Source organism: Brevibacterium picturae, assembly GCF_900105045.1.
Lineage (GTDB): Bacteria > Actinomycetota > Actinomycetes > Actinomycetales > Brevibacteriaceae > Brevibacterium > Brevibacterium picturae.
Window position 1 is genome coordinate 1,828,824 of sequence record NZ_LT629739.1, and the last position, 24,604, is coordinate 1,853,427.

Genomic DNA, 24,604 nt, shown 5'->3' on the forward strand with positions numbered 1-24,604 from the left:
GCGCCATGCGCGCCCATACTCGACTCCACCCCGACACAGCGACCACCCCCGCCACGGACACCGCGACCGTCCCCACGGCAACACACGCCGACACCACGATCGACCCCCGCCAGCACACCGCACCGTACGCCGAAGCTCTGCGCTCCCTGGCCGCCGAAGACTGGCAGCGCCTGCACGTTCCCGCCCACCAGGGCAACGGCTCACATGCTCCGGGCCTGGCCGAGGTCATCGGCGAGGCCGGTATGGGCATCGACTTCCCCATGCTCTTCAGCGGCATCGACCAGGACAACTGGCGCATGATCAACCACGACCGCGTCACGCCGATCATCGCCGCGCAGCAGCTCGCCGCCGAGGCCTGGGGCGCGACACGGACCTGGTTCATCACCAACGGGGCATCCGGCGGCAACCACATCGCGACGACCGTTGTGCGCGGCTTGGGACGCGAATTCGTCCTCCAGCGCAGCGTCCACTCTTCCGTCATCGACGGCGTCACCCACGCTGAACTGCGCCCACACTTCATCCACGGCCGCGTCGATCCCGGGCTCGGCTCCTCCCACGGTGTGACCCCGGCCCAGGTCGAATACGCCCTGACCGAGCACCCGAACTCCGCCGCGGTCTATCTCGTCTCCCCCAGCTACTTCGGCGCGGTGGCCGACATCGCCGCCATCGCCGAGGTGGTCCATGCTCACGATGTACCCCTCATCGTCGATGAGGCCTGGGGCTCCCACTTCGGCATGCACCCGCAGCTGCCCGTCAACGCGGTGCGCCTGGGCGCCGACCTCGTCATCTCCAGCACTCACAAGGGCGCCGGCTCGCTCGCGCAGTCCGCGATGGTCCACCTCGGTCACGGCCCGCAGGCTCAGCGTATCGAGACGCTGGTCGATCGGGTCGTGAGCTCGTATCAGTCGACCTCGTCGAGTGCGATTCTGCTCTCCTCCCTCGACGAGGCGCGTCGCCACCTCGTCACCCACCCCGAGGCGATCGAAGAAGCGCTGACCACGGCTGAGGAGATCCGCGCCCGGGTCAAGAACGACTCCAGGTTCCGCGATGCGACTCCCGACATCCTCGGCGGTCATGATTCCATCGACAACGATCCGTTCAAGGTCGTCATCGACACCCGCGGTGCCGGGATCACCGGCGCCGAGGCCCAGTATCAGCTCATCCGGGACCACCGGATCTACTGCGAACTGGCGACACCCTCGGCTCTGCTGCTGCTCATCGGCGCCACCTCGCCCGTCGATGTCGACCGCTTCTGGACGGCGCTGCAGGAGCTGCCGCGGTCCGAGTCCGAGCCGGAGCGTCCCATCGTTCTGCCCGGCAGCTGCGAAAAGGGCATGGAAATCAGCGATGCCTACTTCGCGACGCCGCAGACCGTGCCCTTCGCCGAGGCGGTCGGCCGGGTATCAGCCGATGCTCTGGCCGCGTACCCGCCCGGTGTGCCCAATGTTCTTCCAGGTGAGGTGCTCAGCGTCGAGGTGGTCGATTTCCTCCGCACGACCGCGGCTGCCCCCTCAGGATATGTTCGGGGGGCACAGGACTCGCGGATGGACACCTTCAGCGTCGTCGCGGAACCCACCTCACCGCAGCACGACGGTTCTCTTCCCTGAGAGGAATACACGTCCATCGGCGTGCCACTTCACGGCATTGGACAGGGCCTTGCACTCGGCGTCACGGCCGGCGGCGACAAGATCCTGCGGGCCGAAGGAGTGGTCGACGTCGACGAGCTGCTGAGCGATGATCGGCCCCTCGTCGAGTTCGCTGTTGACGAAGTGCGCGGTCGCGCCCACGATCTTGACCCCGCGCTCCCAGGCCTGGTGATAGGGTTTGGCGCCCTTGAACGAGGGTAGGAACGAGTGGTGGATGTTGATCGCCCGGCCCGTGAGCTCACGCGCCAGATCGTCGGAGAGCACCTGCATATAGCGGGCGAGCACGACGAGGTCGACCTCGAAGCGATCGACGAGTTCGAGCAGCTTCGCTTCTGCCTCGGGCTTCGTCTCCTTGGTCACCGGGATGCGGAAGAACGGAATGTGGTGCCATTCGACGAGTTCCCGGTGATCCGCATGGTTGGACACCACGGCCGCGATCTCGATGGGAAGTTCACCGATCTGGGCGCGGAAGAGCAGGTCGTTGAGGCAGTGCTCGAACTTCGAGACCATGATGAGGACCCGCCGCTTCTCCCCCTGCGGCCACATCTGCCAGCGGGCGTCGAACTCGGTGCCGATGGCCTCGAAGTCCTGGCGCAGACCGTCGATCGCGCCGTTCGAGCCCTCCTCGACGCTGAAGTCGATGCGAAGGAAGAGGCGCTGCGCGTACTGATCGTCGAACTGCTTGAGTTCCTTGATGTCGCCCCCATGAGTGAGGAGGGCACCGGTGACGGAATGGAGAATGCCCGGGCGTTCGTCGCATTCGAGAGTGAAGATGTAGTCCTGCATGCCTCTGTTCTTTCTGAAGTCGGGATTCGCTGGTGAATCGGTGGAGCTCAGCATTCGATGACGTTGACGGCAAGTCCGCCGCGTGAGGTCTCCTTGTACTTCGATTTCATGTCCGCGCCGGTCTGGCGCATCGTCTCGATCGCCTGGTCGAGACTCACCCGGTGGCTGCCGTCGCCGTGCATGGCCAGCCTAGCCGCGTTGATCGCCTTCACCGAGGCGATGGCATTGCGTTCGATGCACGGAGCCTGAACCAGGCCGCCGACAGGGTCGCAGGTCAGACCCAGATTGTGTTCGAGACCGATCTCGGCGGCGTTCTCGATCTGCTCCGGACTGCCGCCGAGCACGGCGCACAGACCCGCCGCCGCCATCGCGCACGCGGAGCCGACCTCGCCCTGGCAGCCGACCTCGGCCCCGGAGATCGAAGCGTTGCGTTTGAACAGGATCCCGATCGCACCGGCCGTGAGCAGGAACTCCACTACAGCATCGTCGCTCGCCCGGTCACTGTGGCTCGCCCATCCATCCTGGTTCGCCCGTTGGCCGTCGCCGACGACGAACCGGTCCATGTAGTGCAGCACCGCGGGAATGATCCCCGCGGCACCGTTCGTCGGTGCCGTGACGATCCGCCCGCCCGAGGCATTCTCCTCGTTGAAGGCGAGCGCATAGAGGTTGACCCATTCGAGGGCGTCGAGGGACCCCGAGGCACGGTATTCGGCATCTTCGAGCCGCGCGCGCAGCTCCGGCGCACGTCGGCGCACCTTCAGTCCGCCGGGCAGCTCCTTCTCATTCCGGGTGCATCCGTTGTGCACGCATTCGCGCATCACCGCCCAGATGTCGAGCAGCTGTTTGCGCAGGAGCTCCTCGTCCTGACGTTCGCGTTCGTTGACGGCCATGAGTTCGGCGATGGAAAGATCATGCTCGCGGCACAGGTCGAGCAGCTCATCGGCCGTGGAGAAATGGAGGCGATCGCGGGTGTCCGCAGCTTCGAGGGTTATCTCGTCGGCGGCGACGACGAACCCTCCCCCGATCGAGTAGTACTCACGGTCGATGACGACACCGTCCACCTCGGCGCTGATCCGCATTCCGTTGGGATGGCCGGGAAGGGATTCGCGCAAATGCAGGGTGAGATCCGCTTCCGCATCAAAAGGGACGACCACCCGTCCGCCGAGGTGGAGTCGGCCCTGCTCTCGCACCTCGGCGACCAGCGGTGCCACCCTGTCCGGGTCGAGGGTCTCCGGTTCCATTCCGCTGAGACCGGCGAGGACCGCGGAGTCCGATCCATGACCGATCCCGGTCGCACCGAGGGACCCGAACAGGCCGACCGTGATCCTGTCGACCCGCTCGAGCTTACCGTCGGCGCTCAGCTCATCGACGAAGCGCACTGCCGCCCGCATCGGCCCCACCGTGTGTGAGGAGGAAGGGCCGATGCCGATGGAGAAGAGGTCGAGAACACCGAGTGCCATCAGTCGCTGCTCTCGGCCTCGGCACTCGCGCTGCCGGCGAAGCCCGCGCCACCCCCTGAGGTGAGGAACTCCGCCATTCCGTCAAGCAGCCAGCGGACCGTGAAGTCCGCGAAGCTCGCCCGCGGGTAGACGCGGTACTCAAGCTCCGCCGAGTGGTGCACGATGACCGGCACCGGCCCCAGCTGGGTCGAGATCGCCGTGCCGACGCCGAAGACCCGCGAATGGAGGTCGGTGCGGACGCTCTTCTCGAGGACCTCACGGGCCTTCGCCCCGGTCAGTTCCAGAATCGTGCGATTCGCGGACAGATCCACGGCCTGTCCCGGCAGCCCCTCGAGGGAAGCCTCGGCGATGAGCGTCTCCCCGGGCCGCTGACGCCGAGAGACGTCGACGACGAGGAACTCGTCGGGACCCAGCCAGAGCGCATACAGTCCCGCTTCGTCACCGGTGACCTCGCCGATCTGCTTGGGCAAGGTGATTCCGAGAGCAGACTCGAGGGCCTGCGCCGAGGCGGTTCCCGGCGTGGCGCGCAACCCGAGCTGGACGGCGAACGCTCGCTCCCGCAGCCCCACAGCGTCCCCGCCGGCCTTGGTGGCCGTGGCCATCTCCTCGGCGAGGTGGGCTCCGGGTGAGACGCGGAGGGCATCGAGCGCCTCGGCGGAGGATTCGACGTTGCGCAGCTGTCTCTGGCGCTGCTCGGTGGTGTGGGTGGTTTCAGCCATCACGGCGGTTCCCTTCTGGATCGTAGAAGACGGGCGAGGTGATCTCGACGTCGACGAGGCCGCCTGCAACCGGCGATTGGATGATCTCACCCGTCCGGTTCCGGCCGTTCTCGACGAAGGCGAGACCGATCGGGCGATCGAGACTCGGCGACATGTAGGACGAGGTGACGTGGCCGATCATCGGCACGGGCCCGGCCTCCGGAGTCACCGGGGTGCCCGAGGTGATGAGCTGCGCACCTTCGGCCAACCGGGTCGTGCCGTCGACGGGAAGGACCCCGACGAGGTGTTTGCGGTCCTCGCGGGCCGTGTCGATCCGTGAGTAGGAGCGTTTGCCGATGAAGTCCTTGAACTTCGAGACGATCCACTCCATGCCCGCATCCTGCGGGGTCACGGTCCCGTCGGTGTCCTGACCGACGATGATGAAGCCCTTCTCGGCACGCAGGACGTGCATGACCTCGGTGCCGTAGGGGGTGATGTCGAACTCGGCTCCCGCCTCGGCGACGGCCTCCCACACGGCCAGGCCGTAGTAGTTCTCGACGTTGACCTCGAAGGCCAGCTCACCGGAGAAGGAGATCCGGCAGATGCGCGCCGGGACCCCGTTGTTCAGGGTCGTCTCGCGGAAGCCCATGAACTCGAAGTTCTCATTGGACACGTCGAGGTTCGGGGCGATCTTGGCGATGACGTCTCGCGACCTGGGGCCGGCGACCGCGACGGTCGACCACTGCTCCGTCACCGAGGTGAAGACGACGTCGAGTTCGGGCCATTCGGTCTGGTGCCATTCCTCGAGCCATTCGAGGACGGTGGCCGCACCGCCGGTGGTCGTGGTCATGTAGTAGCGGTCCTCGGCCACGCGCAGGGTGACGCCGTCGTCGAAGATCATGCCGTCGGGTTTGCACATGAGACCGTAGCGTCCCTTGCCGACCTTGAGCTTCTTGAAGCCGTTCGTGTAGATCTGGCCGAGGAACTCGCCGGCGTCGGTGCCGCGGATCTCGATCTTGCCCAGCGTCGAGGCGTCCTGGAAGCCGACCGATTCGCGCACGGCCTTGCCCTCGCGCAGCACCGCTGCCTCCATGTCCTCGCCCGGGCGGGGATAGTACCAGGGCCGCTTCCACTGTCCGACGTCTTCGAACTCGGCTCCGTGGGCCACGTGCCAGGGGTGGATCGCGGTGATGCGCGCCGGATCGAACAACTCGCCCTTCCGCCGGCCGGCCAATGCTGCGAAGGGCACCGGGGCGAAGGGAGCGCGGAAGGTCGTGTGCCCGACCGAGCCCAGGTCGGTCTCGCCGAGGATGCTGGCGATGGCACCGATGGCATTGACCGCACTCGTCTTGCCCTGGTCGCCTCCTGTCGAGATCGAGGTGTAGCGCTTGACGTGCTCGACCGAGCGCATGCCTGCGTTCATCGCCCGCTGCACGTCCGCCACACTCTGATCGCGCTGGAAGTCGATGAAGTGCGTCGTCAGCGCCGTGTGATCGTCCTCGGCCGAGGTGACCAGCCACAGTGGACGCGCCGGTGCGTAGGTCATCGCCGCGGCCTTGGGAACGGTGAGCGCGGCGGCGAAGCCGGTGCGGTCGGCTGCCGCATTGCCCGCCTCGGCACCGTCCTTGAGAGCCGCTTCGAGGGAGTAGTCACCATTGATCGCACCGACGGTGAACTGGTCGCGCACCGGTGTTCTCGGGACGAAGGCGGCGATGTCGCTGCGCCAAACGATCGGGCCCCTGCGCTGTCCGTGCAGGTGGATGACCGGGGAGAACCCTCCGGCCACGGCCAGCAGGTCAACGTCGATGTTTTCGCCGTGACCGGCCGCCACAGCGTCCTCATCGAGGGCTGCGACGGTGACCCGGCTGATGCGCCCCGCCGGGCCCTCGCCTGCGGTGCCGGTGACCGTGGAGCCGAGGATGAGCCGGGTCCCCGTCGTGTCGACGACTCTCTCGGCCATCGCCGAGGCGGTGGTCCGGGAGTCGATGATCGCCGGAACGTCGATTCCGGCCGCGTGCAGATCGGCCAGCAGTTCGTAGGCCGAATCGTTCGTCGCCGCGATCGCGATGCGCTGGCCCGCGGCGACGCCGAAGCGGTTGAGATAGGTCCTCACGGCCGAGGCGAGCATGATGCCCGGTCGGTCGTTGTCGGCGAACACGATGGGGCGCTCATGGGCTCCGGTGGCGAGCACGACCTGCTTGGCGCGGATGTGCCACACCCGCTGCCGGGTGCCTGCGCGGGAGGCGGTGTTGTCCCGGTGGCTGTCGGCAGAGCCGGCGCTTGCGTCGGAGCCCGTGCCCTCGGTCTCGACGAGCTCGCGTGTCCGGTCTTCGAGGGCGACGAAGAAGTTCGAATCGTAGCTGCCGAAGACGGTCGTGTTCGGACGGTACGTGACTTCCTCCGCCTCGGCGAAGTCGTTGACGGTGGTCTCGATCCACTCGGCCGCGGAGACATCGTCGATGGACTCGTCGAAGGCTCCCTCGACACTGCGTCCCGGGCTAGAGAGCAGCGAGCCGCCGGGAGCGGACCGGTCGTCGAGCAGGAGCGTCCTGGCTCCGGAGCGGCCGGCCTCCCGGGCGGCGGCCAGGCCAGCAGGCCCGGCGCCGACGATGAGGACGTCGACATGGATGTGCTTGTGCTCGTAGACGAGTTCGTCCTGACCGGGGTCGAGGATGCCCAGGCCCGAGAGGTAATCGGCCTCGAGTCCGTCGGTGATGGGCACACGGGTGGCCGGAAGCATAGATTCGCTGACATCACCGGCCACGCGCGGCTGCACGCGGACGAGGGCGTTGGACTCCTCGATGCCGGCGCTGAGAATCCCGCGGGACCGTCCCAGGTACGTCGAGGCACCGCAGTCGATGCGGCCGGAGGCGATGAGCGCGCTGGCGATCGTGTCGCCGGCGAAGCCCGAGTAGGCCTGCCCATCGACGGTGAAGCGCACGGGACGTGAGGAGTCGATCCCGGTGGCCTGCGGCATGCGCCGAGTGCCGGTGTCCGCGCGTGTGCCGGTGTCCGCGGAGCTCGTGTGTGGGGAGTTCATCGTGCGGCCTCACCTTCTGCTGGAGTCGGGCGCGGATCGCCCATGGGATAGATGGCCGTGAAGTCATAGGTCACGGTGTCGCGGACGGCATTGAACCACTTCCGGCAGCCGAGGCTGTGGCTCCACCGCTCGGCATAGAGGCCGCGGTCGTTGTCTCGATAGAAGAGGAACTCGGCCCACTCCCGATCGCTCAGTGCGTGGGGGTCGGCTGGGTAGGCAACGTGGGCCTGTCCGCCGTAGTGGAATTCGGTTTCGTCGCGTGGCCCGCAGTGCGGGCAGTCGATGAGAAGCATGGTCGTCCTTCCTGAGTCGATCCGGTCAGTGGGCCACGGCGGCTGCGCCGTGCTCGTCGATGAGGTGGCCGGTTTCGAACCGGTCGAGCGCGTAGGGGGCGTTGAGCGGGTGCGGTTCGTCGTTCGCGATGGTGTGGGCGAAGGTGAGTCCGGCGGCAGGTGTTCCCTTGAAGCCTCCGGTGCCCCACCCGCAGTTGGCGTAGAGTCCTGCGACCTCGGTCTTCGACACGATCGGTGAGGCGTCGAGGGTGACGTCGACGATGCCGCCCCAGGTGCGCAGCACATGGGCGCGGGCGAAGATCGGGAAGAGTTCGACTGCCGCGGCGAGCTGCTCTTCGATGACGTGGAAGCCGCCTCGTTGTCCGTATCCGTTGTACGAGTCGACGCCGGCGCCCATGACCAGCTCGCCCTTGTGCGCCTGGGAGACGTAGACGTGGACGTGGTTGGACATGACGACGGTCGGGTGGACCGGCTCGAAGAGTTCGGACACCAGCGCCTGCAGCGGATGGGACTGGATCGGCAGACGGATTCCGGCCATGTCGGCGAGGACCGAGGAATCGCCGGCCACGCACATGGCCACCTTCTCGGTCGCGATGTTGCCGCGGGTGGTCTCGACCCCGACGACCTTGTCGCCGATGCGCTCGATGCCGGTGACCTCGCAGTTCTGGATGATGTCGACGCCCATTTCGTCACACTTGCGGGCGAAGGCCCACGCGACGTGGTCGTGCTTGGCGATGCCGGCACGCGGCTGGAAGGTCGCGCCCATGACCGGATAGCGCAGGTCGTCGCCGATGTTGATGATCGGGCAGACTTCCTTGACCTGCTTGGGGTCGAGCCATTCGGCGTCGACGCCGTTGAGCGCGTTCGCATTCACCCGACGCTGGGACTCGCGGACGTCCTGCAGGGTGTGGGCGAGGTTGAGCACTCCGCGCTGGGAGAAGAGGAAGTCGTAGTCGAGCTCCTCGGGCAGCTGTTCCCAGAGCTTGAGGGACTTCTCGTAGATCGCCGCCGACTCGTCCCAGAGGTAGTTCGAGCGGATGATCGTCGTGTTCCGGGCCATGTTTCCGCCGGCCAGCCAACCGCGCTCGAGGATCGCGATATTCGTCATCCCGTGGTTCTTCGCCAAGTAGTAGGCGGTGGCCAGGCCGTGACCGCCGCCGCCGATGATCACGGCTTCATAGGACTTCTTCGGCTCGGGATTGCGCCACAGGAAGTCGGGGTGTTCTGGAGGGAGGTCAGCCATCAGTGTGCTCCGATCTCGGTCAGGGTGGGGTACAGCGGGTGGGCGGTGGCCAGTCGGGAGACTCGAATGCTCAGCGCAGCGATGGTCTCGGCAGCGGCTCCACCCTCTGCAGTTCCGGCGATGAGGGTTTGGGTGATGATGTCGGCGACCTCGGCGAAGGCGGCCGAGCCGAATCCGCGGCTGGCCAGCGCCGGAGTGCCGATGCGCAGCCCCGACGTCACCATCGGCGGTCGCGGGTCGTTGGGCACGGCGTTGCGGTTGACGGTGATGCCGACCTCGGCGAGGAGGTCCTCGGCCTGCCCGCCGTCGAGCACGGAGTTGCGCAGGTCGACGAGGATGAGGTGGACGTCGGTGCCGCCTGTCACGACCGAGATGCCCCGCTCGGCGACATCGGGTTCGCCGAGGCGGCGCGCGAGTTCGTACGAGCCGGACAGGGTCCGTCGCTGCTTGTCGACGAAACCATCGGTGGCGGCGAGGCCGAAGGCCACGGCCTTGCCCGCGATGACGTGCTCGAGGGGCCCGCCCTGCTGACCGGGGAAGACCGCGGAATTGATCTTCTTCGCAATCGCGGCATCGTTGGAGAGGATGATGCCACCGCGTGGCCCGCCGAGCGTCTTGTGCGTCGTCGACGTCACGACGTGGGCATGCGGCACCGGCGAGGGGTGGAGGCCGGCAGCGACGAGTCCGGCGAAATGGGCCATATCGACCATCAGGTAGGCATCGATCGAATCGGCGATACGGCGGAACTCGGCGAAGTCGAGCTGACGAGAGTAGGCCGACCAGCCGGCGACGATGAGCTTGGGCCTGTGCTCCTGGGCAAGGCGCTCGACCTCGGCCATGTCGACGCGATGGGTGTCGTCGCGCACGCCATAGGCGACGATGTTGTAGAGGCGTCCGGAGAAGTTGATCTTCATCCCGTGGGTGAGGTGACCACCGTGAGCGAGGTCGAGGCCGAGCACTGTGTCGCCGGGACGGATGAGTGCGTGCATGACCGAGGCGTTGGCCTGCGCTCCGGAGTGAGGCTGGACGTTGGCGTACTCGGCTCCGAAGAGCTCCTTGACGCGGGAGATGGCAATACGTTCGATCTCGTCGACGTGCTCGCAGCCGCCGTAGTAGCGACGACCGGGGTAGCCCTCCGCGTACTTGTTCGTGAGCACCGAACCCTGTGCGGCCATGACGGCGGACGCGGTGTGATTCTCGGAGGCGATCATCTCGAGGCCTTCCCGCTGACGGGCGAGCTCGGCGTCGATGAACCCCGCGATCTGTGGGTCGAGGTCTGCGATGGGCGTACTCAGCTCGACGGGTTCCCGGCTGGGAAAGCCGGCGTCGGCGATGACGGCGGAGGCATCGGAGGGGTCGACTCGATCCGCAATCTGCTGTGTCATGTGATCTCCTTCGATCATTGATCGTCAACTAATATATCAGTTGTCTTCCTGTATTCTAAGCAGTGTCAGTCACGGAATGCAACAGGTTTTTCAGGAGTTGAGCCATGCGCACATCGGCAGCCCCGAAGTCGAACCGAGGGTCACTCTCCGACCACGCCTACGAGACCCTTCGTCACCGGCTCATCATGCTCGACATCGCGCCCGGCGACGCCATCAACGAGGCCACGCTCAGCGATGAGCTCGATGTCGGCCGCACCCCGATCCGCGAGGCGCTCAAACGTTTGGAGAGCGATCACCTCGTCGTCTCGTTCCCGCGCCGCGGCACCTTCGCCTCGAACGTCGATCTCACCGATCTGAGCACGATCTCCGAGATGCGCGAAGTCCTCGAACCCATCGCTGCACGCAAGGCGGCCGCCAACCTCGAGGCCACCCGACGCGAGGAGTTCACCGCGATGATCTCTCAGCTGCGGGAGCTCGGAACCGACGTCGGCCAGCGGACTCTGATGGAGCACGATCTGTCTGTCCACCGCCTCATCTACGGCTCCGTCGACAATCCGCATCTCACGGAGACCCTCGTGCGCCTCGACGATCTGGCGACGCGGATCTGGTGCCTGGTCATCCCGCGCATGCCCGACCTCATCGGACATATCCGTGAGCACATCGACCTGCTCGAGGCGATCGTCGAGGGCGACGAGGAAGCGGTGGCGGAACTTGCCGCCGACCATGTCCGCGATTTCGACAGGACCCTGCGCGCAGCCCTGCGGTGAGTCCTGGAGCGAAGCCGGCGATGACGCCCGGGGTGGATCGGCCTGGGTCCAGCTGAGTCGTTGTGAATCGAGCTGGCTCGTGGCAGGTCGAGCACTGCGAGTCAGTGTCCGCCGCGAGTCAGTTTCCACCCAGACGCTGCGAGACCCGGCGAGCGGCATCTACGCAGCACTGACCGAGTTCCGCGATCTGATCCGCATCGGTGCGGAACTTGGGTGCGGCGATGAGAACGGCTGCGACGAGCGCTCCGCGATGGTCGTGCACTCCGGCTGCGATTCCGACCTCGTTCGGCGACGTGTGGGCATCATTGAGCGCGTAGCCTCGCTGCCGATTCTCCCCGAGGAGCGCGCGGTAAGCGTCGAAGTTCTCGGGGTTGGAGTCCAGACCGAGGAGGGAGTCGCTGTCGGCGAGCGCCTGGACCTCATCGAACTCAGCGAATTCAAGGAAGACCTGCACCGATGCGCTGTAGGCGGTCTGATACCGCGACCCCAGACTCGAGGTGTGTTTGACCTGCTGAGGGCTGGGGATCTGCTCGACGGTGATCGCCTCGGCCCCGTTCCACACTATGAGGGCGCTGGTCTCCTCGGTCCGGCGGGTGAGGTCTTGCAGAATCGGATAGGCGGCCCTCCTGACATCAAGGTCGGCGAGCAGGGGCCCGGCGATCGCGAGGATTCCCAGTCCCAGCCGGTAGCGGCGTGAGGATTCCTGCTCGACGATGCCCTGGGCTTCGAGTGCGGTGAGGATTCTGGACACGGTGCTTTTGTGCAGACCCACACGCGGCGCGATCTCAGTGACGCCGAGCTCCTGCCTATCTGGGGAGAAGCAGCGGAGGATCGACACCGTGTTCTCGATGACGGAGGCACCGCGGTGGGAGGTGTCGGAAGACTGTCGAGGCATGATGTCAGTGTATTCGTCCGCGGGCACCGACTGACGATGCCCGCGGACGTTCCCGGGAGCGACCCGGTCCTTCCTGCTTCAGCTCCTGCGTGAGGGGTCGTACCGCTCAGGCCGGGATGATGTTGTGCTCGGGTCCGAAGGGGAACGTCGTAATGTCCTCAGACCCGGACTCGCCGACGACGCAGATATCGTGCTCGCGGTACCCTCCGGCTCCCGGCTGCCCCTCGAGGACGGTGATCATCGGCTCCATCGACACGACCATGCCCGGCTCGAGCACGGTGTCGATGTCCTCGCGCAGCTCGAGGCCGGCTTCGCGGCCGTAATAGTGGCTGAGCACGCCGAAGGAGTGACCGTACCCGAATGTGCGGTTCGGGAACAGGCCGTGCTCGAAGTAGATCTCGTTGAGCTCGGCCGCGATGTCCTTGCACACCGCTCCGGGCTTGATCAGTTCGATCCCCCGCTTGTGCACCTCGACATTGACGTTCCACAGGTCGAGCGAGGCCTGGTCTGGCTCACCGTAGAACAGGGTGCGTTCGAGGGCGGTGTAGTAGCCCGAGGGCATAGGGAAGCAGTTGAGGCTGAGGATGTCTCCCTTGCGCACCTTCCGCGTCGTCGCCCAGTTGTGCGCTCCGTCAGTGTTGATGCCCGACTGGAACCACACCCAGGTGTCGCGGACCTCCTGGTCGGGGAAGGTCTTGGCGATCTCGTGGACCATCGCCTCGGTGCCGATGAGGGCGACTTCGTACTCGCTGATGCCTTCGGTGATCGCGGCTTTGATCGCCTCCCCGCCGAGGTCTCCGATCCGAGCGCTGTGCTTGATGACCTCGATCTCCTCGCCCGACTTGATCATGCGCTGACGCATCGCGGCCTGCGAGATGTCGACGAGGCTCGCCGAGGAGAACGCCGCCTGGATCTTGTTGCGATTCTCCAGCGGCAGATTGTCGTCCTCGACGCCGAGGCGCTTCGGGGCGGCGATGCCGCGCTGACGCAGACCCTCTTGGATGGCGTAGAGGTAGTTGTCACGGCGCCAGTCCGTATAGACGATGTTCTCGCCATAGCTCGTCCGCCAGGGCATGCCCGCGTCGATGTTGGCCGTGATCGTCACGGAGTCATCGGGGGTGACGACCATCGCGTAGGAGCGACCGAAGTAGGTGAAGAGGAAGTCCGAGTAGTACTTGATGTTGTGATACGAAGTGAGCACGACGGCGTCGAGTTCCGTCTCGGCCATGATCGTCCGCAGCCCGGTCAGGCGACGCTCCATCTCTGCGTCAGAGAACGTCAGCGTCGACTTGGAGCCGTTGTGGAGGACCTTGAGGCGCTCGAGATCGGCGACGGAGGCGGTGTCGGTGGTTGTAGTGGTCATGAGATCTCCTTCTCGTGTGGGTGAACCGTGGGTGGGTCGGGGTGCGTTGCGAGTGAACCGGGAGGGGTGCGTCTGCGCGGATCAGACTTCGCGCAGGGGTTTGTGGAAAGTCTCTTTGGCACAGAGGACCGCGCCCAGGCAGACGACGGCGGCAGCCATGAGATACCAGCCGGGCGCCAGCGGCGAATTCGTCAGACCGATGAGCAGGGTGGCCATGAATGGTGCGGTGCCCCCGAAGAGGGAATTCGAGAGGTTGAAGCTGACGGCGAAACCGCTGTAGCGGATCCGCGTCGGGAACATCTCGGCGAGGAAGGTCGGCAGCGTCCCGTCGTTGAGGGTGAGCATGCCGCCCAGCGCGATCTGGACGAGGACGACGACGGTGAAGCTGCCGGAACCGAGCAACATGAACGCCGGCACAGTGAAGAGGATGAAGACGATGGAGGCGATGAAGAGCATCCGCTTGCGCCCGAACCGGTCCGAGGCCAGCCCTGTCAACAGAATGAAGCCGATGTACGTCAGGAGTGCGATCGTCGTGGCGACAAAGGATTCGGTGGCACCGTACCCCAATTCCGTCGTGAGGTAGGTGGGCATATAAGTGAGCACCACGTAGAAACCGACCGCATTGAGCAGAACCGCACACATGGCGATGACGAGCGGGCGCCAATGGTCGCGGAACATTGCGAAGACCGGTGCCTTGATGACTTCGTCCTCCTGGGCCAGCTCGCGGAAGGCCGGGGTGTCTTCGAGTCGCGTGCGGATATAGCGGCCGATGAGACCCATGGGAGCCGCAAGGAAGAACGGCAGCCGCCAACCCCAGGTCTCCAACTGCGCGTCGGTGAGCACCGAGGTCAGGACCGCAGCGAGTACGGAACCCAGCAGGAGCCCGGAAGCGGTGCTGGCCGGAACCACTGCCCCATAGATACCACGCCGACCCGGGGGTGCGTATTCGACGAGGAATGCCGAGGCGCCCGCATATTCGCCAGCCGCGGAGAATCCCTGGACGAGGCGGACGAGCAGGAGCAGGAGCGGCGCGAACAGACCGACCATGGCGTAGCTGGGCAGCAGGCCGATGGCGAAGGTCGAGACCGACATGATGAGGATCGACACGGACAGCGCCGATCGACGACCGATCTTGTCGCCGATGTGTCCCCAGATGAACCCGCCGATCGGACGGACGACGAAGGACACCGCGAAGACCGCGAAGGTTGAGAGCAGAGCGATGCTGCCCTCGGAGGCGGGGAAGAAGACGAGTGCGATCGTGGCCGCGAAGTATCCGTAGACGCCGTAGTCGAACCACTCGACGAAGTTGCCGATGAAGCTCGCCGAGATGACACGGCGCAGGACACGTTTCTGTTTGACCGAGGGGGAGGTGGCGGGAGCCGAGATCTGAGTCATGGTCACACCGCCGATCTCATGGGAGCGAATATCGACATCTTTGTCTTCTCCATCATCGTGACTGATATGAGTAAGTTGCAGCCATTGCAACCCTGTTGCATAAACAGTAAGCCGCTGGAGTGCCGGGGTCAAGAGTGTTTCCCAAGAAAAGTGCTCATCGGATCCATCTGCCGACCGGCCAGGTTTCACTCGCGTTCTCGAGCGCAGGGTCCGGCCGAACCGACTCGTCTGCACGATGCCTGTCGCGCGTCCTGAGGTTCGGGCAGAATGGGGTTGCTGAGATCGTCCCCGTGCTGTGAAGGAGAGCGTTGTGAGCACCAGCCCCTCAACCATCGTCTTCGACGTCAACGAAACCCTGTCGGACATGTCACCGTTGGCCGGGCTCTTCGAGGAGGTCGGCGCGCCCGGAGCGCTGGCCGAGCTCTGGTTCACCACCCTGCTCAGAGACGGCTTTGCCCTGACCGCGGCCGGCGACAACGTCGGATTCTCCGAATTGGGCACCGACGCGCTGCACCGCCTGCTGACAAGCGTCGACCTCGACCGGGACCGGAGTCAGGCGGTGGAGCACATCATGGCCGGCATGGCATCGCTGCGTGTGCACCCGGACGTCCCCGAAGGAGTCCGCGGTCTGTGTCAGGCCGGGTATCGACTGATCACCTTGTCCAACGGTTCCACCGCGATTGCTGAGAGTCTCCTCGAGCGCGCTGGGATCGGCGACTCGTTCTTGTCACTGCTCTCGGTCGAAGACGCACCGGCGTGGAAACCGGCGGCGGCTGCTTACCACTACGCTGTACTCACGTGCAGCGCGGAACCGTCGGAGATGATGCTGGTCGCCGTCCACCCCTGGGACATCCACGGTGCAGCAAGGGCAGGCCTTCAAACGGCTTGGCTCAACCGCTCGGGCGCTTCCTACCCCAACTGCTTCTCTCCACCGGACAACACCGTCACCGACTTGACCGATCTCTCGTCCGTCCTGGCAGCCAGGGTCGCATGAGCCGACGTCAGGACCAGCTCCTGTCCAGCATCAGGCGAAGGATTGACGCCGGTCATCTCACGGTGCCAGTGTTGGCCGCATGAATGCCGACATACGCTTCTATTTCGACCCGGTCTGCCCTTTTGCCTGGATGACGAGCAAATGGGTGCGGCAGGTGCAGGCACAGCGTGACTACACCGTGGACTGGAGATTCATCTCATTGCGTCTGATCAATGCCGACGTTGACTACGATGCGCAGTTTCCACGCGAATACGAAGCGGGGCATACGGCCGGACTCCGACTTCTGAGAGTCGCAGCTCGGGCTCGAGCTGAACACGGCCGCGACTCCTTGGGTGCCTTGTATGCGGCGATGGGGAGGCACATCTTCGATGGTGCGGCAGATTGGCCGACCCACCGACCCGAAGGCGAGTTGCGTGAAGAGCGCGGGACGCGGGAGTTCGCGGAACCGATCCTCGCCGAGGCTGGCTTGCCCGTGGAATTGGCGCAGGCTCTCGACGACGAAACCTGGGACGCTGAGATCCAGCAGGAGACGGATGAGGCTCTCGCGCTGACAGGGAAGGACGTGGGCACGCCGATCATCCACTTCTCGCCGCCCGAAGGGGTGGCTTTCTTCGGACCGGTGATCAGTCGGCTGCCCGATGACGACTCGGCCGTCGAACTCTGGGACCATGTCGTCGGACTGGCAAGCTTTCCCGGCTTCTCGGAGCTCAAACGAAGTCTGCGGGAGCGACCGCAGCTTGCTGCTTTCGGAGTCGACACTGATTCCGCTGGTCAGCAGGAGGACTGGCATGGCGGCAGCCGTCGGCACAAGAAGTGATCGGGCTGTATGCGATTCGGCCCCTGCAGGACGCTCTCGTCCTGCAGGGGCCTTCCTCGTCCGGCGCTTCCGGCCACATCCCGGAGTCTCTCCGGCAGCGCATATTCTGCTAGCGGCTGCTGACGCGGCCGAACATATTCGCGATCGGCGCCAACAGCATCGGCCTGGCGGCGAACCAGCCGCCGACGATGACCGCCAGTGACGCCACGAACCAGATGAAACCGACCCAGCTCACATCATCCGAACCCCCGTACATGTGGTTGAGGTTCTGACGCATGCCCGTGGCGAACACGAGGAACACGTGGATGATGATGAACACGACGAAGAAGATCATCGTCGGGAAGTGAATCGCACGAGCCAACGGTGCCGGGTAGATCTTGTTGAGCTTGGCAGCGTCCTTCGGCCACCATTCGCTCATCCGCACACCGGTGATCGCAGCCAGCGGAGCCGCAACGAACACAACGAGGAAGTACATCAGCTGCTGGAGCGAGTTGTAGTTGACCCACCCGTGTTCGGTCGGCCAATCCAACATCGCGTACTGCAGCATCGCCGAGACGGCGTTCGGGAAGACCTCCCAGCTCGTCGGCACGATCCGCGCCCAGTGTCCGGAGGCGAACAGCAGCACGACGAAGACCACGCCGTTGGCCAGCCAGAACAGATCAATGCCTGTGTGGAACCACAGGTTGATGCTGATCTTCTTACCACCCTTCTTCGGGGTGTAGAAGGCCGGCGGCTTCTGCTGATATCTCACCTGCAGACCCGAGCGGATGATGAGGACCATGAAGAAGACGTTGAGGAAGTGCGTCCAGCTCGCCCACGCCGGGAACCCGTCATCGACGAACTCCGGCAGAGCGTACTCGCCCGGATACTTCTCGAGGAACTCCGGCACACCGGGCAGGGTCGTGAGCCCGCGTGCCGCGAGGACCAAGATGCCGGCAACGACGATGAGTCCGCCGAGCCCCAGGCCACCGAGCTTCGCCCACTGGCCCACGGACTTCGAACCGATCATCGTCGGTTCCTTCTTCTTCGCGGCCGTTCCCGATGCTTTCGCCGAGGCGGCCGCCGGCGAGGGTTTGGCCGCTGAGCTCGCGGCCGGAGCCTTTTTGGCAGGTGCGGAGCTCGTCTTCGCGGCAGGTTTGTCTGCCGGTTTCGCTGCGGGTTTCGCCGTCGGCTTGTCCGTCGCCTTGGCGGCGGGTTTGCCCATCGGTTTCCTCTGAGCAGGTCCCGTCGACTTGGACAGTCCGGATCTCGTCGATTTCGGGTCCGCCGAGGTGGCCGCCGGCTTTTCGTCAGGCGCGGACTTGTCGCCCGAGCTCGAGGCTGCGACAGCGGCACCGGCTGCACCGGCACCGACGGCAGCTGCTCCTGCGGCTGCCGCTGGAGCAGCCGAGGAAGACTCAGATGGTTTCTCGTCTGGAGCCGAGGCGACAGACGAATCACTTTCAGCAGCCGGAGCCGTCGAGCTCGATTCGGCCGCAGCTGAATCGGTCGAGGCAGGAGCGAATCCTTCTGGGGGCCATGGGTCCCCGCCTGCCACGCGAGGCAGTCCTCGTCGCAGAGGAGTATCGCTGAGCTCACCGGATGACTTCTTCCCGGAGGCGGCAGCAGCACCAGCGCCGACAGCTCCGGCCGTCGCAGCGGCGGCCGGAGCAGCCGATGACTTGTCGGTTTCCGTGGACGCATCATCTGCGGCTGGAGCTTCTCCACCCGCGGACGTGCTCGAGCCCGCAGCACCATCAGCCGCAGGAGCACTCTCACCTGCAGGTGGAGTCGAAGGTGCGGCCGCGGCTGGAGATGCAGAAGGTGCAGCCGCGGCCTTCGCACCTGCAGGGGCAAGGCCCTCTGGGGGCCAAGGGTCGCCACCGGCAACGCGGGGCAGACCGCGGCGCAGCGGAACATCCCCGGCGGGGGCAGTCCCAGCCGCCGCAGAGGAGTCAGCCGGCTCAGCGTCCGCGGACGCTTGGGATGCGGGCTCAGTGTCGGCATCGGACGCGACGGCTGCACCAGCGACTGCTGCTCCCGCACCTGCGGCACCGGCAGCAGCCGGAGCAACAGACGAGGAGTCAGAGTCGGACTGAGCTGCGGGCTCGGCCTCGGGGGCTGCTGACGCAGCTTCCGAATTCGATGGCGCCTTCACACCGGCAGGCGCGAGGCCCTCTGGGGGCCAAGGGTCACCACCGGCAACGCGGGGCAGGCCACGGCGCAGCGGAACCTCGATGCTCGCCTCGGCGGCAGGAGCGGACGACTGGGCAGAAGTTGATTCAGACGGCTGCTCAGCAGCGTCACCTGAGTCCGCATCCGTATCGGATGCGGCGGCCACTGTTCCAACCGCTGCACCGGCAGCGACACCGGTCGCGCCGACTGCAGCACCGGCGCCGAGGGAGCCGGACTCATCGGCTTCCTCCGACTCTCCGGCAGCGTCAGCCTCGACGGCGGTCGGCTGTTCAGCCTCGGCGGGCGACTCGGCCGCAACGGACTGGTCGGTGTCGACCTGCTCGGCCGCGTCTACGGATTCGACCGGCTCGGCCGACTCAACCGAGACAGCGGAAGTGCCCGGCTCGATCGGCTCGCCGATGGTTCCCTCTGGGGGCCATGGCTCACCGCCCGGCTCTCTGGGCAGGCCCGAGCGCAGCGAACTGGAATACGTGGCCATATCAGGACTTGTTCTCTTTCAAGGTCTCGATCGACTGCGGCACGACCTTGAACAGGTCGCCGACGACGCCGTAATCGGCGATGTCGAAGATCGGCGCTTCGCCGTCCTTGTTCACAGCAACGATGGTCTTCGAGGTCTGCATGCCGGCCTTGTGCTGGATCGCACCGGAGATGCCGAGTGCCACGTAGAGCTGCGGCGACACGGAGACACCGGTCTGTCCGACCTGGTGGGACTGGGCGATGTATCCGGCATCGACGGCCGCACGCGAGGCACCGAGAGCGGCACCGAGGACATCGGCGAATTCGCCGACGAGTTCGAAGGACTCCTCCGAGCCCACACCACGGCCACCGGAGACGACCTTCGAGGCGCCACGCAGCTCGGGACGCGAAGACGTCTCGACGACGGCTTCGAAGGACTCGACCTGGGCCGAGCGCTTGCCGGAATCGGCAACCTCGAGTGCCTGCGAGTTCGCGGACTGGGCTTCCCCGCGGGTCTCGATGGATCCCTGGCGGATGGTGATGACGGGGGCACCGAAGGTCGGCGCCGACGAGGCGGTGTAGCCGCCGCCGTAGACGGAGTGGTTGGCCACGATGCCTTCGCTGTCACGCTCGACGCCGAGGGCATCGACGGACACGGCCGAACCGGACCGGACGCCGAAACGTCCGGCGATGTCGCGACCGTCGATCGAGTGTGGAATGAGGATGGCATCGGGCGCGGCCAGGTCGCTCGCGGCGCTCAGGGCGTCGACGGCGAAGGTTCCGAGCGCGGAATTGCCCTCAGGAACCTCGGCGATGAGTGTCTGGACGGCACCGAAGGATGCGGCCTGCTCGGCGGCAGACTCGCCCTGGCCGGCAGGAGCGAGGACCAGTGCGACGGGGGTACCGATCTCACCAGCACCGCCGAGGAGCTCAGCGGCCGGCTTCTCCAGCTGGCCTTCGGCATCGGCGGTGAGGACGGCGAGAATGGAGTCTTGTGGGAATTCGGACATATCGACTCTCCTTAGGCCAGGCGGTTCTTGATGAGGAATTCGGCGAGCTCTGCTCCACCGTTTCCTTCGTCGACGATCTTCTCTCCGGCTTCACGCGGCGGTTTCTCGGCCACCGTGACCATGATCGATCGTGCAGTGGACTGGTCATTGGCATCGACGTCGAGGTCGGACAGGCCGATGACCTCGAACGGCTTCTTCTTCGCGGCCATGATGCCCTTGAAGTTCGGGAAACGGGCCTCGGGAAGCGCCTCGGTGATGGAGATGACGGCGGGAAGCTGCGCACTGACTTCCTGCTTGCCGCCCTCGACCCCACGGGTGCCTGCTACCTTGCCGTCGCTGATCTCAACCGCGCTCAGGCCGGTCACATGCGGGAAATCCAGGTGCTCGCCGAGCATGGCCGGGATCATGCCGCCATTGCCATCGGTGGAGACGTTTCCGGTGATGACGAGGTCGAAGCCGCCGCGGCGGATGGCCGCTGCCAGAACTTCCGAGGTCAGCCCGAGGTCTGCGCCGAGGAGCTCCTCATCACTCACGTGCACGGCATTGTCCGCACCCATGGCCAGGCCCTTGCGGATCGTGGCGGTCGCGGTGTCGGGTGCCATCGAGACGACGCTCACCTCGGTTCCGTCACTGCCATCTTTATAGGAGAGAGCGACTTCGAGCGCACGCTCGCCGATTTCGTCGAGGACCGCTTCCGAGGCGGAACGATCCGCCAAACCGGTCTCCAAATTCAGTTTCCGATCCCCGTATGTGTCCGGGACCTCTTTGACCAACACCGCGATCTTCAAGGATGACTCCTATTCCATGGGGCAATTCCGGCTGCTGTGAGACTTCTGTCTCATAATCTACAGCCAGCGCAATTTCGTTCGACACCCGGGGTCCGCGAGGAAGCCCGGAGAAGTACTCAGTGAATCATCTTACGTGCTGTGTGCCGTACGCAACACGTTTACTGTACGAACGATCGAAAGAATTGTGGTGTCGCAGCATGATCGCATCCCGGTCCACGAGGTCATCGCAGACTGAGCCAGGCATGATGAGCGAGGTCACAGAACGGGCTTTAGACTGGAGACGCCGACTGTGACCAGGAAACGACTGGCGGATCCGCCCGCATCAACGTTGAAGGAGCGCCTCGTGGCATTCGACCTCGACGATATCGACCGCAGCATCATCGCTGCCCTCGTCGACGACTCGCGCCTGAGCGTCCGTCAGCTCGCCGAGCAGGTGCACATCTCCCGATCGGCGGCCCACAAGCGCTTCTCCGCACTGATCGAATCCGGTGCGATCAGAAAATTCACCGCCGAGGTGGACCGCAGTGCCCTCGGAATGACCGTGACCGCGGTGGTCGTCGTCAAGATCGGCGATCGACCCTGGCCCAAGGTCAGGGATGAGCTCGCCGAACTTCCGTTCGTCGAGAAGGTCCAGGCCGTCAGCGGTGACATCGACGCCCTGGTGACCGTCAACGCCCCTGACAACACCGCACTGTCGCAGGTCATTCTGCGCCGGATCCACGAAGTCCCAGGGGTGGTGTCGTCGCGTTCGCTGCTCATCCTCGATGAGGCAGAAGGACACCGTCCGGGCTCAGGTCACTGAATCGTCGACCGCGCTCATTCGTTGACGACGCCGAATCGTCGGAGACGTTGATTCTCCGACTCAGTCCTTCCGGTATTCCCTGATCGCCCTCTCTGACCCGAGCGTCTTCCTCACGGCCCGGACCGTCAGTGCCAATGCGCGCGCCCTCCCATCCGGTCCGGTCTCACCTGCCGTGACACTGAAGAGGTGCCCCGAGCCGATCGTCAGAAAGACGTACATCGCAGCCCACACGACGGGCACCTCGGTGGTGATGGATCCATCGGACTGCCCCCTGGCGATGACTGCCTCGAGGACGTCGCCATCGTCTGCTGAACCTGGCGCAGCGTCGGATTCACTCTCCGCCTCGGCCCTGCGCTCACGTTCCACCTCGGCAAAGACATCGTCGGTGATGATGGGCTCGTCGGCGAACATGAGCGTGAGCGCGTCGGGAACCGTGAACAGTTGGGCACACACCCGCTCGACGGCATCGAGCCCGGGCCCGCTTGCAGGACGAGCGCTCATCAGTGCGTCACCGAACATTCGGGCGCCGAGGCGGGCCACCTCGGCGATCATCGCTTCCCTGTCCCCGAAATGACGGTACAGAGTGGTCCTGCCGACACCGAGTTCGGACGCCACATCCGACATCGAGGCCGTCGCATTCGCGGCGAGGATCGCCATCGATTCCCTGACCAGGGCCTCCTTGCCCAGCCGCCCCATCCCCTTCGTCATCCGCGCCCCACCCTTCGTTCTGAGATGTCGACTCCGATCCGGTCGATCTGTCTCGATTCTCTCTCATGGAACGGCATTGTTCCAGTTTGGTACACTAGTGTTCCATCGCGATGGCGAGGAATGATGATTGCCACAGCAGGGAGAGACCATGACACGCGCCGACAACGACCGCTCGACCGCCGACGTCTTCGCGCTCAGTCGAGCCGACATTCTCGTCATCGGCCTCGTCTGCGTCGGCATCGGAGTCGCCCTCGGATTCTTCCTCCCTGCAGTGGGCGCCTTCGCAGCGCGGTTTCCGATTCCCTTCGGCGATGTCGTCGAGAAGCTCAGCAAGTTCGATCAGGCCTGGGTGGTCATCGCCCGTCCGATCATCGGTGGGGTTCTCGGAGCAATCGCGACCTTCGTCATCAGCGCTTCCACCACTCCCCTGAGTGTCGACGACGACCGGATCCTCGTCGGTAGGGCCGATGACCATCCGCTGCGGATCTCCCGCGCCGCCTACTCCACCGCCTATTTCGACGGCGGCAAGCTGACCATCCTCACCGAAGGCGGGCACCAGGCGTACAAGGGAGACGTCGAAGGCAAGAAGGACAGGGTCGCCGCGGCGTTCACCTCTCGCGGATACCGCTGGGGCGAGATCTGAGCGGCCAAACGTCCGCCCGACCTGCACGAAACGGCCCTTTCGTCCGCTCTTCACGACGCAAACGCACGCCCCGTCCGAACCTGTTCGCAGACCCTGGATCGGTGACTCGGGTCACGCCACCATGGGGCCATGACCATTGACGTTCCCACCTCTCGCCGCTCACTGCCCCAGCTGCAGCCTGTCAGCTTCATCGGTGCAGACGGTCAGCCCACCGATGCCCCCACCGAGGGCTTAAGCATCCCGAGCGATCGCACGCTGCTCGGTCTGTACCAGAAGATGGTGCAGGTCCGGCGCTTCGAGGCTCAGGTCACCCACCTGACTAAGCAGGGGCGCCTGGCAACCTACCCGTCCGCCGCCGGCCAGGAAGCCATCGAGGTCGGTGCCACCACCGCACTGGCACCGGGCGACTGGCTCTTCCCCACCTACCGCGACACCGCCTCACTGCTGACCCGCGGCGTGCCCGTGACCGAGATCCTCTCCGCCTTCCGCGGCGACTGGCACTGCGGGTTCGATCCGAACGAGTACCACACCTCACCTGCGGCGACACCGCTGGCCACACAGACCCTGCATGCGACCGGCTTCGCCATGGCAGCCAAGCTCAAGGGCACCGACGCCTGCACTCTGACCTTCCTCGGCGACGGCGCCAGCAGTGAGGGCGACACCCACGAAGCCTTCAACTTCGCCTCGGTGTGGCAGACTCCCACCGTCTTCGTGCTGCAGAACAACCAGTACGCGATCTCGACCCCGCTGCGGGAGCAGTCGAACGCCACGATGCTCGCCGACCGTGCCGCCGGCTACGGCATGCCCGGCATCCGCGTCGACGGCAACGACATTGCGGCCGTATTCGCCGCCGTGACTGCGGCACTCGAACGCGGCCGGGACGGCGAGGGCCCCACCCTCATCGAGTGCCTGACCTATCGGATGGAGTCGCACACGAACTCCGACGACCCCACGAAGTACCGCGACTCAGAAGAGGTCGAGCACTGGAAGCAGTTCGACCCCATCGACCGTCTCGAGAAGCACCTGCGCTCCGCCGGTGTCCTCGACGACGACGGCGCAGAAGAAATCGCAGCCAGCGCAGAAGTGCTCGCCACGGCGGTCCGCGATGCCATGAACACCGAGGCCGAGATCGACCCGGCCGAACTCTTCGCCCACGTCTACGCAAACCCTCGCGCCAGCCTCGCCCGGCAGCAGGAAACTCTCGAGGCTGAGCTCGCAGCGGCGGTTCAGTCATGACCGT

At 65.4% G+C, this 24,604-nt stretch carries 21 protein-coding genes; 7 read left to right on the forward strand and 14 right to left on the reverse strand.

Features of this window, described 5'->3' with window-relative positions:
* Positions 1–5 precede the first annotated feature (5 nt).
* Positions 6–1,607, forward strand: coding sequence for an aminotransferase class I/II-fold pyridoxal phosphate-dependent enzyme (locus BLT92_RS08575; RefSeq protein WP_231939100.1), 1,602 nt, complete (start codon positions 6–8; stop codon positions 1,605–1,607).
* On the opposite strand, the gene purU is transcribed toward BLT92_RS08575, so the two are convergent.
* Genes purU through glyA form a run of 7 tightly spaced genes read right to left on the reverse strand, consistent with a single transcriptional unit; the run spans position 1,578 to position 10,551 of the window.
* Positions 1,578–2,432, reverse strand: a complete 855-nt coding sequence (gene purU / locus BLT92_RS08580) for a formyltetrahydrofolate deformylase (protein WP_092109011.1) — start codon at positions 2,430–2,432, stop codon at positions 1,578–1,580. The genes BLT92_RS08575 and purU overlap by 30 nt on opposite strands.
* Positions 2,433–2,479: 47 nt before the next feature.
* Positions 2,480–3,892, reverse strand: coding sequence for an L-serine ammonia-lyase (locus tag BLT92_RS08585; protein WP_092104857.1), 1,413 nt, complete (start codon positions 3,890–3,892; stop codon positions 2,480–2,482).
* Positions 3,892–4,611, reverse strand: a complete 720-nt coding sequence (locus BLT92_RS08590) for a sarcosine oxidase subunit gamma (protein ID WP_092104859.1) — start codon at positions 4,609–4,611, stop codon at positions 3,892–3,894. Before BLT92_RS08590 ends, BLT92_RS08585 begins: the two co-directional genes overlap by 1 nt.
* Positions 4,604–7,567 carry a glycine cleavage T C-terminal barrel domain-containing protein gene (locus tag BLT92_RS08595; protein WP_231939148.1) on the reverse strand — a complete coding sequence of 988 codons (2,964 nt, stop codon included), beginning with the start codon at positions 7,565–7,567 and terminating at the stop codon, positions 4,604–4,606. The genes BLT92_RS08590 and BLT92_RS08595 overlap by 8 nt, the downstream gene beginning before the upstream one ends.
* 59 nt (positions 7,568–7,626) lie before the next feature.
* Positions 7,627–7,923 (reverse strand): sarcosine oxidase subunit delta, encoded by a 297-nt coding sequence (locus BLT92_RS08600; protein WP_092104863.1) that lies wholly within the window; start codon positions 7,921–7,923, stop codon positions 7,627–7,629.
* Between the two features lie 25 nt (positions 7,924–7,948).
* Positions 7,949–9,166, reverse strand: coding sequence for a sarcosine oxidase subunit beta family protein (locus tag BLT92_RS08605; RefSeq protein WP_092104865.1), 1,218 nt, complete (start codon positions 9,164–9,166; stop codon positions 7,949–7,951).
* The gene (glyA, locus tag BLT92_RS08610; RefSeq protein WP_092109014.1) at positions 9,166–10,551 is read right to left on the reverse strand and encodes a serine hydroxymethyltransferase; all 1,386 of its coding nucleotides are present in this window, start codon (positions 10,549–10,551) and stop codon (positions 9,166–9,168) included. Before glyA ends, BLT92_RS08605 begins: the two co-directional genes overlap by 1 nt.
* Before the next feature lie 104 nt (positions 10,552–10,655).
* On the opposite strand from glyA, the gene BLT92_RS08615 reads away from it, so the two are divergent.
* Positions 10,656–11,318 carry a GntR family transcriptional regulator gene (locus BLT92_RS08615; protein WP_092104867.1) on the forward strand — a complete coding sequence of 221 codons (663 nt, stop codon included), beginning with the start codon at positions 10,656–10,658 and terminating at the stop codon, positions 11,316–11,318.
* Between the two features lie 118 nt (positions 11,319–11,436).
* Here BLT92_RS08615 and BLT92_RS08620 read toward each other — a convergent pair whose 3' ends face one another.
* From BLT92_RS08620 to BLT92_RS08630, 3 genes are all read right to left on the reverse strand, one after another.
* Positions 11,437–12,213 (reverse strand): IclR family transcriptional regulator, encoded by a 777-nt coding sequence (locus tag BLT92_RS08620; protein ID WP_092104869.1) that lies wholly within the window; start codon positions 12,211–12,213, stop codon positions 11,437–11,439.
* Positions 12,214–12,319: 106 nt separating this feature from the next.
* Positions 12,320–13,576, reverse strand: a complete 1,257-nt coding sequence (locus BLT92_RS08625; RefSeq protein WP_092104871.1) for an aminopeptidase P family protein — start codon at positions 13,574–13,576, stop codon at positions 12,320–12,322.
* A gap of 81 nt (positions 13,577–13,657) precedes the next feature.
* Positions 13,658–14,971 (reverse strand): MFS transporter, encoded by a 1,314-nt coding sequence (locus tag BLT92_RS08630; protein WP_092104873.1) that lies wholly within the window; start codon positions 14,969–14,971, stop codon positions 13,658–13,660.
* 310 nt (positions 14,972–15,281) lie between these two features.
* Here BLT92_RS08630 and BLT92_RS08635 point away from each other — a divergent pair, with 310 nt between their 5' ends.
* The gene (locus tag BLT92_RS08635) at positions 15,282–15,965 is read left to right on the forward strand and encodes a haloacid dehalogenase type II (RefSeq protein WP_231939101.1); all 684 of its coding nucleotides are present in this window, start codon (positions 15,282–15,284) and stop codon (positions 15,963–15,965) included.
* 79 nt (positions 15,966–16,044) lie between these two features.
* Entirely contained in the window at positions 16,045–16,782 is a 738-nt protein-coding gene (locus tag BLT92_RS08640) for a mycothiol-dependent nitroreductase Rv2466c family protein (RefSeq protein ID WP_092104875.1), read from the forward strand.
* 109 nt (positions 16,783–16,891) lie between these two features.
* Here BLT92_RS08640 and BLT92_RS08645 read toward each other — a convergent pair whose 3' ends face one another.
* From BLT92_RS08645 to BLT92_RS08655, 3 genes are read right to left on the reverse strand one after another with little or no spacing between them, the layout of a single operon-like run.
* A complete protein-coding gene (locus BLT92_RS08645) occupies positions 16,892–19,435 on the reverse strand; it encodes a cytochrome b/b6 domain-containing protein (protein ID WP_092104877.1) in 2,544 nt (847 codons plus the stop codon).
* 1 nt (position 19,436) lies between these two features.
* Positions 19,437–20,423, reverse strand: coding sequence for an electron transfer flavoprotein subunit alpha/FixB family protein (locus BLT92_RS08650; protein ID WP_092104880.1), 987 nt, complete (start codon positions 20,421–20,423; stop codon positions 19,437–19,439).
* An 11-nt stretch (positions 20,424–20,434) separates the two neighbouring features.
* Complete coding sequence (locus BLT92_RS08655; RefSeq protein ID WP_092104882.1) at positions 20,435–21,211, reverse strand: electron transfer flavoprotein subunit beta/FixA family protein; 777 nt, start codon at positions 21,209–21,211, stop codon at positions 20,435–20,437.
* A gap of 343 nt (positions 21,212–21,554) precedes the next feature.
* Between BLT92_RS08655 and BLT92_RS08660 the strand changes: the two genes are divergently transcribed.
* Positions 21,555–22,013: an Lrp/AsnC family transcriptional regulator gene (locus BLT92_RS08660; protein ID WP_092104884.1), complete on the forward strand. Its 459-nt coding sequence runs from the start codon at positions 21,555–21,557 to the stop codon at positions 22,011–22,013.
* Positions 22,014–22,073: 60 nt separating this feature from the next.
* Here BLT92_RS08660 and BLT92_RS08665 read toward each other — a convergent pair whose 3' ends face one another.
* Entirely contained in the window at positions 22,074–22,721 is a 648-nt protein-coding gene (locus BLT92_RS08665) for a TetR/AcrR family transcriptional regulator (RefSeq protein WP_092104886.1), read from the reverse strand.
* Between the two features lie 148 nt (positions 22,722–22,869).
* Between BLT92_RS08665 and BLT92_RS08670 the strand changes: the two genes are divergently transcribed.
* Both BLT92_RS08670 and pdhA read left to right on the forward strand, forming a co-directional pair.
* Complete coding sequence (locus BLT92_RS08670) at positions 22,870–23,364, forward strand: YqeB family protein (protein ID WP_092104888.1); 495 nt, start codon at positions 22,870–22,872, stop codon at positions 23,362–23,364.
* 129 nt (positions 23,365–23,493) lie between these two features.
* Positions 23,494–24,600: a pyruvate dehydrogenase (acetyl-transferring) E1 component subunit alpha gene (pdhA, locus tag BLT92_RS08675; RefSeq protein ID WP_092104891.1), complete on the forward strand. Its 1,107-nt coding sequence runs from the start codon at positions 23,494–23,496 to the stop codon at positions 24,598–24,600.
* Positions 24,601–24,604: the final 4 nt, after the last annotated feature.